13 protein-coding genes are annotated in these 13,275 nt (G+C 43.3%); all 13 read right to left on the bottom strand.

Features of this window, described 5'->3' with window-relative positions:
• Window positions 1-90 precede the first annotated feature (90 nt).
• Window positions 91-1,254, bottom strand: coding sequence for an HNH endonuclease family protein (locus ACHAL6_RS08910; RefSeq protein WP_395270177.1), 1,164 nt, complete (start codon window positions 1,252-1,254; stop codon window positions 91-93).
• On the bottom strand, window positions 1,251-2,399 hold the full coding sequence (locus ACHAL6_RS08905; protein WP_395270176.1) for an adenine-specific methyltransferase EcoRI family protein: 1,149 nt from the start codon (window positions 2,397-2,399) through the stop codon (window positions 1,251-1,253). Before ACHAL6_RS08905 ends, ACHAL6_RS08910 begins: the two co-directional genes overlap by 4 nt.
• 169 nt (window positions 2,400-2,568) lie before the next feature.
• A complete protein-coding gene (gene lysS, locus ACHAL6_RS08900; protein ID WP_395270174.1) occupies window positions 2,569-4,077 on the bottom strand; it encodes a lysine--tRNA ligase in 1,509 nt (502 codons plus the stop codon).
• 8 nt (window positions 4,078-4,085) lie between these two features.
• A complete protein-coding gene (gene greA / locus ACHAL6_RS08895; protein ID WP_395270172.1) occupies window positions 4,086-4,568 on the bottom strand; it encodes a transcription elongation factor GreA in 483 nt (160 codons plus the stop codon).
• A 67-nt stretch (window positions 4,569-4,635) separates the two neighbouring features.
• Window positions 4,636-5,607 carry a tRNA dihydrouridine synthase DusB gene (dusB, locus tag ACHAL6_RS08890; RefSeq protein ID WP_395270199.1) on the bottom strand — a complete coding sequence of 324 codons (972 nt, stop codon included), beginning with the start codon at window positions 5,605-5,607 and terminating at the stop codon, window positions 4,636-4,638.
• The gene (locus ACHAL6_RS08885; RefSeq protein WP_395270171.1) at window positions 5,591-6,370 is read right to left on the bottom strand and encodes a type III pantothenate kinase; all 780 of its coding nucleotides are present in this window, start codon (window positions 6,368-6,370) and stop codon (window positions 5,591-5,593) included. The genes dusB and ACHAL6_RS08885 overlap by 17 nt, the downstream gene beginning before the upstream one ends.
• Window positions 6,367-6,651, bottom strand: coding sequence for a hypothetical protein (locus ACHAL6_RS08880; RefSeq protein WP_395270170.1), 285 nt, complete (start codon window positions 6,649-6,651; stop codon window positions 6,367-6,369). The genes ACHAL6_RS08885 and ACHAL6_RS08880 overlap by 4 nt, the downstream gene beginning before the upstream one ends.
• Entirely contained in the window at window positions 6,626-8,293 is a 1,668-nt protein-coding gene (locus ACHAL6_RS08875; protein ID WP_395270168.1) for a formate--tetrahydrofolate ligase, read from the bottom strand. The genes ACHAL6_RS08880 and ACHAL6_RS08875 overlap by 26 nt, the downstream gene beginning before the upstream one ends.
• A 25-nt stretch (window positions 8,294-8,318) precedes the next feature.
• Window positions 8,319-8,705: a thioesterase family protein gene (locus tag ACHAL6_RS08870; RefSeq protein ID WP_395270167.1), complete on the bottom strand. Its 387-nt coding sequence runs from the start codon at window positions 8,703-8,705 to the stop codon at window positions 8,319-8,321.
• Between the two features lie 138 nt (window positions 8,706-8,843).
• The gene (gene ftsH / locus ACHAL6_RS08865; RefSeq protein WP_395270166.1) at window positions 8,844-10,775 is read right to left on the bottom strand and encodes an ATP-dependent zinc metalloprotease FtsH; all 1,932 of its coding nucleotides are present in this window, start codon (window positions 10,773-10,775) and stop codon (window positions 8,844-8,846) included.
• Between the two features lie 129 nt (window positions 10,776-10,904).
• Window positions 10,905-11,447, bottom strand: a complete 543-nt coding sequence (gene hpt / locus ACHAL6_RS08860; RefSeq protein WP_395270164.1) for a hypoxanthine phosphoribosyltransferase — start codon at window positions 11,445-11,447, stop codon at window positions 10,905-10,907.
• Complete coding sequence (gene tilS / locus ACHAL6_RS08855; RefSeq protein ID WP_395270162.1) at window positions 11,440-12,828, bottom strand: tRNA lysidine(34) synthetase TilS; 1,389 nt, start codon at window positions 12,826-12,828, stop codon at window positions 11,440-11,442. The genes hpt and tilS overlap by 8 nt, the downstream gene beginning before the upstream one ends.
• Before the next feature lie 134 nt (window positions 12,829-12,962).
• A complete protein-coding gene (locus ACHAL6_RS08850) occupies window positions 12,963-13,154 on the bottom strand; it encodes a hypothetical protein (RefSeq protein ID WP_395270161.1) in 192 nt (63 codons plus the stop codon).
• Window positions 13,155-13,275: the final 121 nt, after the last annotated feature.

The raw sequence follows: 13,275 nt of genomic DNA, 5'->3' as shown, positions 1-13,275 counted from the left end.
GAAAAAAAGCGACCATTCTAAATGATGATCGCTTCTTCTCATTTGAAGAATTAAAATATTCCTAAGAATCGAAAATATATCAGCTATAAATTATCGATTACCTTTCGCCCTATTATGTGTTTTGCATAGCATTTGACAATTTTTGATGTCCGTTGATCCCCCCTTACTCCATGCGGTTACATGGTCAGCATCCATTTCTGACAACTTCCAGATTCGGTTTCTATTACTATCATAGCTTATAGCGCACAGAGGACAATTCGATATATCTTTTGTCTTTGCTTCATTAGTTTGTTTTGAATAAACAGTTTTTTTCACTATTTCATCAAAAACCCTAACGCTAAGCAGTTTTTTATCCGTACACCCTCCCAACACATATTCATAAATTCCTTTTTTATCCTTTACATAAAAATCTTCAAGTAAAGAATTTACTTGTCTTGAAATATCTTGAGGATTATAGGCATTACCATGATATTTCTCATATAGCGAACCCCACTCAAGACCACACATAGTTGGTTCAACACTTGAAAAGACACTTGAAATCCAATCTATTACACTAGTAAAATATGATTTCAACTCATTAATATTATTATCATATCGATGTTTACTCATGTAATCATCAATATGACCTTTACTCACCCAATTGAGTGCAGTTCTTAAGAAGTCTTGACGTTTAACATCACCTTTAATATAAGCACTCCATTTTTGTACATTGGCATTTTGAGAATTGCTAAATTCCTCTTTTGCCTTTGTAACAAAAGGCCCTGAATGAATCGCATTGGATAACTCCTGATCATTAAGTGGAACGCCTGCGATATTTATAGTCCTGAACCACTCTTTTATTTCTGATTCCGTTCCAGAGCAAATATATATTGTCATCTTAGAAGTCATAATTTTTTCCTGTAAATCCGAAGCTAACCCAGAGAAATAATGTGGTATTCCGTCAGATCCAATAATAGGAAATTTTCCAGTGACAAATCTACCAAAACTTGTAATTCTCTGTTGTCCATCTAAGACTTCATATTTATCAGCTTCTATTTTAGAGAAGTAGATAAGTCCTAAAGGATAACCTTTTAATAAAGACTGGATAACAGCTACATCTTTTTTGCCGTCAGCATATATATAATTCCTTTGATATTCTGGCTGAATGACTAGTTTTCCAGATAAACCAAATAGCCCTTTACCTTCATATTCGTTGTATACAAATCCATGACATATTTCACCAACTGAAATATCAGTTTTCAATTCAGTTATCACTTGCTCACCTTCTTCTTTATTACAATCCTGCTATATGGTATTTGTGGTTTACCATCTTTAAAGTAGTAAAAATCTCCATCACGTAAACCTTTGTTAATTTTCTTTAATTTCCTATCATAAGGTCTAATCCCAAGTTCTACACCAAGATTTCCATGAGCTAGCCCCAGTATCTCAAATTGATCTGGATTGTATTTATCAAGGAAACTTGATGGTACTCCCATAGCACCTTCATAATCTGAAGGAATCGCGTCCACATAAGGAACTTCAATAGCATCAAAGTTCTCATACTTAATATAGCCATTTTCGAGTATTTCTTTATGTTTGCTAAACTTTAAGTTATCACTCATTGTCATTAGGGATAAAGGTAAGTGTCTTCTACCGTGATCTACATTAGTATACCAACAAGCATTTCCTAATCTAGTGTAGTTTCCAACATAACCGAGCTTTTCAGCCTTTAACTTGTCTTTTGGGTCAACCTTTGCTCCCTCTGGTACTTCAAACACCATGTCTTTTCCATTATTTGTAGCTCCGATCCATAATTTATTATCCTTAATTAATGGAAAAATCTCCTTATATGATGCAGCACCAATAGTTCCAATGATTATACATTTCTTATCTGCTTCAAAAATCCAATCTACAAACTCTCTAAACAGTGAAAACGGAGGATTTGTAACTATTATATCTGCTTCATCTCTCAACGCTCGAACTTCATTAGAGCGAAAATCCCCATCTCCTTCAAGATATCTCCATTCGAGATCATTTATATCAACATTTCCCGACTTATTGATATCTTTAGTTAATGTATAAATTTTGCCTTGTGCATGAGACTTCTTTTCATCATATTGCGGTGATGTCATTTCAAATAATGTTAACTGATGATATTGCTCATACTGAGATTTCTTGCTATCAAAAGAATAACTTGTACTTATTAGCTTTTTTAGCCCCAGAGCCTCAAAATTTTGCGCAAAAAAACGTGTGAAATTACTCCACTCTGGATCATCACATGGTAGTAAAATGGTTTTACCTTTAAATACATACGGATCATATTCTAAATACGCATTTATTTCTTTTTGTACATATTCAAATACAGTATAGAACTCATCATTCTTTGCTTTCTTAGCACTTAACAAACTATCATTCGCCATTCTATAATCGCTCCTTACGTAGTCATGTATTCATAATATCATATAAAATAAGAAAATGGTTAGACAGATATTTGTCTAACCACTTTTTAAAGCGTATTCTCTTTTTCAGTCGTAAATCAGTCGTATATTTCAATCATAATAACTCACACAAATTGATACTACTAAGGTTCTATTCCTGTGGCTTCATGGTCGGGAACAGTATGATGTCTCTTATGGAATGCGCATCCGTCAGGAACATGACGATACGGTCCACACCGATACCCAGTCCGCCTGTTGGTGGCATACCGGTTTCCAGAGCACTCATGAATTCCTCATCGATCATGTAGGCTTCATCATCCCCAAGCTCTCTTTCGCCGGCCTGCTGGTTGAATCTTTCTCTCTGTACGATGGGATCATTCAGCTCTGAATACGCATTACAGATTTCTCTGCCGAAGATGAATCCTTCAAAACGTTCTGTGTACTCAGGATTTCCTCTCTTCTTCTTTGTCAGCGGAGAAATCTCCACCGGATAGTCCGTTACGAAGGTAGGCTGAATCAGCTTGTCTTCGCAGAATCTTTCGAACATGGCATTTAAGACATCACCCTTTGAGGTATGTTCGATATCGTATTTGAAGTCATCCTTCATATGATTCTCTCTTGCCGCTTCATGGGCTTCTTCCACTGTGATGGCATCGAAGTCGATTCCTGTGGCTTCCTTCACAAGTTCAGCCATGGTTGCTCTTCTCCATGGAGGAGTCAGATCGATCTCCGTCTCTTCATAAGTGATCTTCATGGTGCCCAGCACGTTCTGCGCCACAGAAGATACCAGATCTTCTGTAAGATCCATCATATCGTTGTAGTCGCTGTAGGCTTCATAGAGCTCAATCATGGTGAATTCAGGATTATGCTTGTAGTCGATTCCTTCATTTCTGAAGTTCTTGCCCATGTCATAGACCTTTTCGAATCCGCCCACGATGAGTCTCTTGAGATAAAGCTCTGTGGCGATTCTAAGGTACATGTCGATATCCAGTGAATTGTGATGGGTGACGAAAGGTCTTGCTGCCGCTCCACCAGCGATGGGGGATAGAATCGGTGTCTCCACCTCAAGATATCCTCTCTCATCCAGATAGTTTCTGATTTCTCTGATGATCTTCGTTCTCTTGATCATCTTTTCCTTCACATCAGGATTCACAATGAGGTCCACTTCTCTCTGGCGATAGCGAAGATCCGCATCCTGCAGTCCATGCCACTTGTCTGGAAGAGGCTTCAGGGCTTTGGCGATGAGTTCAAAGCTTGATACCTGAAGAGATACCTCACCGGTTCTTGTGATGAAAACTTCACCCTCCACACTGATCCAGTCTCCCAGGTCCAGTGTCTTGAAGAACTTCAGCTTTTCTTCTCCTACGTTGTCCAGCTTGATGTATAACTGAAGCTTTCCTTCTCTGTCATGAATATCAGAAAAGCCTGCTTTCCCCTGAACTCTTTTTCTCATGAGTCTACCTGCTGTCTTGATCTTCACGCCTGCAAGCGCTTCATGATTTTCCTTGATTTCAGTGGAGTTGTGTGTCACTTCCACTTTATAGACATCAAAAGGATCCTGCCCTGCTTCCTGCAGCGCTTTCAGCTTATCCCTTCTCTGCATTTCCTGTTCTGACAGTCTGGTTTCATTTTCTCTGATGTTATTCTCTTCGTTTGTCAATCCTGCACCTACTCTCTTCCTATTTCTAATATCTTGAACTTGCTGGTTCCGTTTGGCACCATGGCTATGACTTCATCCTCCACTTTATGCCCGATGAGCGCACTGCCCACTGGTGATTCGTTGGAGATCTTGAAGTTCATCGGATCCGCCTCTGTGGAACCTACAATGGAATACGTCACTTCTTCTTCAAAATCATAGTCATATACCTTCACGCTGCATCCTACACTGACGATATCCAGCGAAATCTCACTTTCGTCAATGACGGATGCGTTTCTTAACGTATTTTCAAGCTGTGAAATCTTTCCTTCTACGAAGGCCTGTTCATTCTTTGCTTCATCATATTCGGAGTTTTCACTGAGGTCCCCATAACCTAGTGCAACTTTGATTTTCTCTGTTATTTCTTTACGTTTCACTGTCTTCAGGTACTCAAGTTCCTTTTCCAGTTTTTTGACACCCTCATAGGTCATTACATACTTTTTTGCTTCACTCATTTTAAATCCCCTTAATGGTTTATTTGATTTCCTATTATAGTAACATTGTCCTTATATGTCAATGATTTTAGCTTTTTTCAGCCAGCTTCTCTTTGTAGGAAGCCAGTGTTTCCAGTACTACTTTGGGGTCCGTTTCATAATTGATTGTATTTTTCACTTCAGTACTATTGGGCATCCCTTTCAGGTACCAGCCCACATGCTTTCTCATTTCCCTTACTGCCTTATACGCTCCGTCATAGGACAGTGTGTTGTTGTAATGAAGAATCAGCGTATCCAGCCGCTCTTCATAGCCAGGTCTCTCATAGGATCTTCCTTCCATGGCCGCTTTGATTTCTTCAAAGATCCAGGGATTCCCCAGCGCTCCTCTGGCTACCATGATGCCATCGCATCCGGTTTCAAACATGTCCAGGGCATCCTGTCCGCTGAAGATGTCACCGTTTCCGATGACCGGTATACTCAGGCTCTCCTTGATCTTTCTGATGACCTCCCGATCGGAAGTTCCGGAATAGAACTGGTCTCTGAATCTTCCGTGCACGGTCACAAGATCGGCTCCCGCATCTTCCATTCTCTTGGCGAAGTCCACTGCGGTCTCCTCTCCCATCTTGAACCCTCTTCTAAATTTACAGGTGACGGGTTTGCTGGTGGCTTTCTTCACTTCCGTGATGATTTCCGCCGCCTTCTTCGGATCCAGCATCAGAGAGGATCCTTCCCCGTTTTTCACAAGCTTCGGAGCGGGACAGCCCATGTTGATGTCGATGAGGACAATATCCTCATTCTCACTTAACTTGCCGGCGATTTTTGACAGAATCTCTTTTTCACTGCCGAAAAGCTGCACGGCTATGGGTTTCTCCTTGGGAGAAATCCGGAGGAGTTCCTTCGTGTTTTCACTTCCGTAATGGAGCGCTTTGGCGCTGACCATTTCAGAGTATACCATAGAACAGCCCATGGATATGGCGATCTCCCTGAAGGAGATATCTGTAACGCCAGCCATGGGTGCCAGAAAGACATTGCTCTCAAGTACACTATTTCTTATTTTTATCATATATCAGTTTCAGCCCTTCCAGGGTTAGATTCGGTTCCACAGCATCAATGCAGTCGGTGTTCTGATTGATCAGTCTTGAAAAGCCTCCAGTAGCCACTACAAAGGGTTCATCCTCTCCGTCAGCCATCATTTCCGCTTTCATGAGCTTAACCAGATGCTCCACAAGACCGATATAGCCATGGACCATACCGGACTGCATGGAGACCACGGTATTCTTTCCGATGACTTTTTCCGGTTTCATGAGCTCGATTCTGGGCAGCTTCGCCGCTTTCTGGAAAAGCGCTTCTGCGGAAATCTTGATTCCCGGAGAAATGATGCCTCCGGCATAAGTCCCATCCTTCTTTACGGAACAGAATGTCGTTGCCGTTCCGAAGTCGATGATGATGAGGCTTCTCTGGTATTTTGCAGTAGCTGCCACAGCATTTACAATTCTGTCCGCACCCACTTCTTTGGGATTGTCCGTTTTCACATTGATTCCAGTCTTCACGCCGGCTCCCACCACAATGGGGGTTACCTTGAACACCTTTCTGACCATGTTTTCCAGAGAATACATGACATTAGGAACGACGGATGAAATGATGACACCATCTATGCTTTCCACCTCCAGATGATTCAGTCTGAAAAGGCTGATCACATCAATGGATATCTCATCAGAGGTCTTCATGAAGTTTGTGGACAGTCTGAAGTCCGAAACGATGCTTGTGCCATCATGTACACCCATGACGATATTGGTGTTTCCTACATCGATTAATAGTATCATATGACAACTCCCCATAATATTTTAAAAGCAGCTAAAAAGCTGCTGATGGATACATTTTTCTGTGCTGCTATATTTTTGAACACTATAATTTTAGCAATAACTACCCGTTTGTCAAGTAAATCAGACAAATCAGTTGAAGTTCCCTTCCTTATACTGCTCCATGAACTTCCATCCGGCTGGAGAAAGACTGACCCTCTCCCCAAAAGGAAAGGCGAAGTCAGTCCCAAGACCGGCTTCACCTGTTTCTTCACTTTTCTAGAATAATCCGAGAATGTTGCCATCCTCATCAATGTCCATGTTGTTGGCAGCTGGCACCTTCGGAAGTCCGGGCATGGTCATGACATCTCCTGTGAGACATACAATGAATCCTGCACCGTTGGAGAGCTTCACTTCATTGACCTTCACTTCAAAGTCCTTAGGCGCTCCCAGAAGCTTAGGATTGTCAGAAAGGGAATACTGGGTCTTCGCCATACAGATCGGCTTCTTGTCCAGTCCCATGGCCTCGATTTCCCTGATGGCCTTTTCCGCCTTTGGAGAATAGGCGACGCTGCTTCCACCGTAGATTTCCTTCACGATGGTGCTGATCTTCTCTTTTATCGGAAGTTCCACATCGTATAAAGGCTTATAGGTTCCTGCGCCTTCAGCCACCTCGATGACCTTACGTGCAAGTTCGATTCCGCCTTCTCCGCCCTTTTCCCATACTTCGGTCAGGGCAACCTTGACATTCATCTTATTCAGGAAGTCTTCGAAGAACTGCACTTCCTCTTCAGAATCAGATACAAACTTATTGATGGCAACCACTGGTTCAAGATTGAACTTTCTGATGTTTTCAATCTGCTTCTCCAGATTCACGATACCCTTCTCGAGTCCTTCCACATTCGGCGTGGAAAGATCTGCTTTCAGAATCCCACCGTGATGCTTCAATGCTCTCACCGTCGCTACGATGACCACCGCACTCGGATTCAGACCACCGAATCTGCATTTGATGTCCAGGAACTTCTCTGCGCCAAGATCCGCTCCGAATCCTGCTTCCGTCACCACATAATCTCCCAGCTTCAGTGCCGTCTTTGTGGCTAGGATACTGTTGCATCCATGGGCAATATTGGCGAATGGTCCGCCATGGATGATGGCAGGTGTATTTTCAAGGGTCTGAACCAGGTTCGGCATGATGGCATCCTTCATGAGCAGCGCCATGGCACCCTGTACATTCAGATCCTTCGCGAAGATGGCTTCTCCGTCGTAATTGTAGCCGATGAGAATCTGTCCCATTCTTTCCTTCAGATCTTCCAGTGAAGTGGCAAGGCATAGAATCGCCATGATTTCAGAGGCTACTGTGATCATGAATCCGTCTTCTCTCGGGAATCCGTTGGGTTTTCCGCCCAGACCCACATTCACCTGTCTCAGTGCACGGTCATTCATGTCCATGACTCTCTTGAACAGAATTCTTCTCACATCTATGTTCAGCTTGTTTCCCTGATGTATATGATTGTCGATGGCTGCTGAAAGAAGATTATTGGTCGTGGTGATGGCATGCATGTCTCCTGTGAAATGAAGATTGATATCCTCCATTGGAACCACCTGTGCATATCCACCGCCCGCAGCGCCACCCTTGACCCCGAACACAGGTCCAAGAGACGGTTCACGCAGTGCAATCACTGCTTTCTTGCCGATCTTCGTCAGTGCCTGACCTAGACCTACCGTGACTGTAGACTTTCCTTCTCCTGCAGGAGTAGGATTGATGGCTGTGACCAGAATCAGCTTCGCATCCTCTGCATCCTCTTCTCTTTTGAGTACGTCCAGAGAAATCTTCGCCTTGTACTTTCCGTAAAAGTCCAGATCGTCCTCCGTGAGTCCCATTTGTCCTGCCACATCTCTGATGTGAAGCATGGTTGATTCCTGTGCAATTTGAATATCTGTTTTCAAAGTGTACCTCCTAAATTGTTTTATATTATTTGCTGATTTTACGCATGAATCTTTCCGCGTCTACCATTACTCTCTCGTGAAGGGCTTCTCCGATGAGTATTTCTCCATCATATGCTTCCATGCGGAAGCTGAGCTTTCTGCCTTCCGCTTCCAGGAGCACCGCTCGTGCACGCACTTCACTTCCCACTGCTGTGGCTTTGAGATGAGAAACTTCCATTCTTACGCCCACAGTGGTTTCGCCTTCCGAAAGTCGGGGCTTTACAAGCTCCTTGGCCGCATATTCCATCAATGCCACCAGAGCTGGTGTCGCATAAACCGCAAGATCTCCTGATCCGTGGGCTTCTGCCGTATCTTTATCCGTTACAGTTCTTGAATGCTCATAGACCATTCCCGGTCTCAGTTCATCGATCATAAAAACCTCCAATTCAAATACCATTATAACATCCCTTGTGATTGGATTAAAGCGCTTCCCTGAGATTCTGTAATCATTTACATTTCCTCACAAAATAATAGGCAGAACATCTGCCTATTATCATCTTCTATTATATACTCAGCTTTCGGTCACAGGTGTTCCTTTAAAGTCCTCTTCTTCAGCCTTTTCTTCCGCAGCTGTTTCCGGTGCCTTCTTCGCTTCCTTCACTGGAATCGCATCCGCATGGACACGTTTTGTGATCTGACCGGTGGTGAAAAGTTCTTCGAACTCTTCCGCTTCGATCTTCTCGAACTCCAGAAGCTTGGCCGCCAGGATATGAAGTTTATCCATGTTTTCCGTAAGGATTTCTTCCGCCTTCTTATAAGCGGTATCCACCAGTTCCTTCACTTCATCGTCGATGAGCTCACCCATCTTTTCCGAGAAGTTCTTGGACTTGCTGAAATCTCTACCCAGGAACACTTCCTGGTCCTCTCCAAAGGAGATGGTGCCCACCTTTTCACTCATTCCGTATTCCGTGACCATGGATCTTGCGATCTTCGACACTCTGTCGATGTCGTTCTTGGCTCCGGTGGAAATATCCTTCAGCACAAGAGATTCCGCCACTCGTCCACCCAGAAGGGAGACCATCATGTCCAGAAGCCTTGATTTGCTCATATAGGAGCGGTCTTCTGTAGGAATGTGCATGGTGTATCCTCCAGCCATTCCTCTTGGAATGATGCTGATCTGATGGATGGGGTCCATATTCGGAAGCACTCTGCCGATGATGGCATGACCTGCTTCATGATACGCCGTAAGTCTTCTTTCATGGTCGGAAACAAGTCTTGACTTCTTTTCCGTCCCTGCAATGACTCTTGTGATGGCTTCATCCAGCTCTCTCATGGTGATGAACTTCTTATTTGCTCTCACCGCAAGAAGGGCCGCTTCATTGGTGAGGTTCTCAAGGTCGGCTCCTGTGAAGCCTGTGGTCATTTTGGCCAGCGAACTCAGATTCACATCTTCGCCCAGAGGCTTCTTTCTGATATGCACCTTAAGAATCTCTTCTCTTCCCTGTGCATCGGGATAACCCACTGCAATCTGTCTGTCGAATCTTCCGGGTCTCAGAAGCGCATTATCGAGGATGTCCGGTCTGTTGGTTGCCGCGATCATGATGATTCCTTCGTTGATGCCGAAACCGTCCATCTCCACCAGCAGCTGATTCAGTGTCTGTTCTCTTTCATCATGTCCACCACCAAGACCTGCGCCTCTTTTTCTGCCCACCGCATCGATTTCATCGATGAAGATGATGCAAGGGGCATTCTTCTTGGCCTGCTCGAACATGTCTCTTACTCTGGATGCTCCGACACCGACGAACATTTCCACGAAGTCTGAACCGGAAATGCTGAAGAACGGAACACCAGCTTCTCCTGCCACCGCTTTGGCAAGAAGCGTCTTACCTGTTCCAGGAGGTCCTACGAGAAGGATTCCCTTTGGAATTCTTGCGCCAAGGTCCAGATACTTCTTCGGATTCTTGAGGAACTCCACTACTTCTTCCAGCTCGTATTTTTCTTCTTCCGCACCGGCCACATCCTTGAATGTGACGGATTTATTGTCGGGGTTTGCCATCTTGGCACGGCTTTTACCGAAATTCATGGCGCTTCTGTTGCTGTTGCCCATGCTCTGATTCTGCTTGTTCATGAAAATCAGGAACATAGCTACACCACCCAGAAGAAGCACTGGTGTCAGAATGGTCCAGAGGGAGAAATCGGATCTTGGTGTGTATCTTTCAATGACCTCTTCCTTCCCTTCCTCATTCAGAAACTGCGCCAGTCTTTCAGGTGCTGCCACCGTTGTGAAAGTGGTATCATCGGTTTTGATTCCTTTGATGGTCATACCATCATCGGAGATATTGATTTCTTTGATCCTGTCCGCTTTATACTCAGTGGTGAATTCATTAAATGAAATGGAATTCAGCTGATTGTCCACGTTGTTGAATAACAGCATGGCGATGAAAAACAGCATGATCACCGCTACAAAGCTGAACATATTGGGTACTTTACGATTTGTATTCATACGCTCATCAGGCAATTCTACTTTTTTGCCTGCTCCTTTCTTTTGCTCATTTTAAAGAATGCTCTTTAAATTAAATTGTATACTATTTATTCTACAGGTAAATCCCGAAAGAATAAAGGATAATCGACGTTATTTCTGATAAACTTCTTCCTTCAGGGATGCCACATAAGGAAGATTCCTGTATTTCTCGGCATAATCGATGCCATACCCGATAATGAATTCATCAGGAACTTCATAGCCCACGTAGGTTACCGGAATATCATTGGTTCTTCTGTCCTTCTTATCCAGAAGGCATACGATATCGATTCCTGCAGCACCTCTTGTCTTCAGGTAATTGACAAGATAGCTTAAAGTCAGTCCCGTATCGATGATATCCTCCACAATAAGGATATTCTTTCCGGTGATATCCATATCCAGATCCTTGTTGATTTTCACGACACCAGAGCTCACAGCTCCTGTTCCATAACTGGATACTTCCATGAATTCAATATTGCAGGGGATGGTGATTTCCTTCATGAGATCTGTCATGAATACCACTGATCCTTTAAGAATCCCCACCAGAACGAGATCTTTTCCTGCAAAGTCCTGACTGATCTTTGCCCCAAGTTCTCTGCATTTTTCTGCCAGCTCTTCTCTGCTGATCAGCACTTCTTTTACATCATTTTCAATCATTTGCTTCCTCCTCGAAGATTCCGATTTCGAGAATCTTCTCTGTACTGTCTTTCACTTTATAATCATCACTGATGATCATGGATCCGATGTAGAACACATCATTGCGATTCTGGAATATCAGAAGTCTGTCCCGATCCTCTCTGCTGATTTTCTTGTCGATGAGGATGTTCTTCAGTTTTCTGTATCCGTTCATCCCGAAGGGTCTCATCCGGTCTCCTTCCTGACGGTTTCTCACTATGACGGTTTCCTCCATGAGATCTCCGTTGAAGAATCTCAGTTTCTTGTCTTTTACGATCTGGTCTCTTTCCACAAACCGGAATCGGATGGTCTTTCCATCCACCACGTAGGTTCCTGGAATTTTCAGTTCCTCATGAAGCATTTCTTCTTCCCTTTCTGTATCCGTTTTTTTTCTCTCGATGATGAGATTTCCATAATCATTTCTGGCAATCACTGCATCTTTGATATCGATGAGTTTCCCTGTCTCTTTTGTCTGAAGGGCAATCATATCCTTGATATGAACTTCTTCAATATCGGATAAATCGCCTTTTACGCTGCTGATGGCATCAAAAAGCAGTCTTGTGACCATGGCCTTCGGTTCCCGAAAAGCATCCTTTTCGATGACAACGCTCCTGTTTTTTCCTTCCCTGACATAAAGGCTTTTCATTTTTCCCATCTGCCTTTGGATATAATCCAGATCCTCCTTCAGAAGCTCCGACATTCTCCATATGGTTTCCGGAAAATCCTCATTGAAATTCTCTCTGATATAAGGAATCAGTTCATTTCTCACTTTATTTCGCTGATAGATGCTGATCCTGTTGGAATCATCTTCTCTCGGAATCATCTGATGATCCTCGAGATAAGCGCTGAGCTCCTCTTTCTTCAGAAAAAGAAGAGGCTTGATATACTGCTCTCTTTTTGAAGACATGCCCGTGAGTCCATTGAGACCACTGCCTCGCATGAGATTCAGCAGCACTGTTTCCACCTGATCATCCAGGTGATGTGCTGTGGCACACTTCTCATAGTTATGGTTTACCATAATTTCCTTAAAAAATGCATACCTGATTTCTCTACCAGCCGCTTCAAAGGACATTCCTTTTTCCTCTGCATGAGCGTGCACATCTACTGCAGTGCTGTAAAAAGGTATGGAGAGCCTTTCTGCCGTTTCTCTGCAGAAGGCTTCATCCTCCTCCGCATCTTTTCCCCTGAGCATGTGATTCACATGACAGGCACCCAGTTCTATATGAAGCGCTTCTCTCAGCTCTTGAAGGATTCCCAGCAGCGCCAGTGAGTCTGTACCACCTGAAAAAGCGATGAGCACTTTCTCGTTTTCCTCTATTAAGTTGTTTACGAGAATATATTCCCTCACTCTGTCAAGAATCATTTCTGCTCCTCCGTGGGCATAATCGTTCCATAATAATACTCTTTTCTAATGTACCTTCTTAGTTTACCTTCTTTTTTCTTTGATATCAATGAAAAAGGCAAGGTTTAAAAAAGCCTTGCCTCTTGTGGTTTTCTCTATTCGATATCATCTGGCTGATACAGATCCACCACAGTGTCCGCTTTCAGCGACGGATCTTCACTAAGATCTTTCGGCCCTCTCATGGTGTTGATCCCTTTACAGTTCTGGCACTCATATCCTTCTTCCACACGAATGAAGTATGTGATCTTCTCACAGTTGATGCAATAAGCATCTTTTGCTTCCAGCATGGCAATCCATCTCCTTTCGACTAAACTATGGTTTACTTTATTATACAATTCTTCCACAGCACTTTAATTAATATTGTAGAAAGATACTGTAAACATTGTTCTTCTCTTTTAATATTCACTG

Source organism: Proteiniclasticum sp. C24MP (assembly GCF_043951855.1).
Taxonomy (GTDB): Bacteria; Bacillota; Clostridia; order Clostridiales; family Clostridiaceae; genus Proteiniclasticum.
The sequence above is the reverse complement of the archived record's forward strand: the minus strand, read 5'-3'. Positions and strand labels throughout refer to the sequence as shown.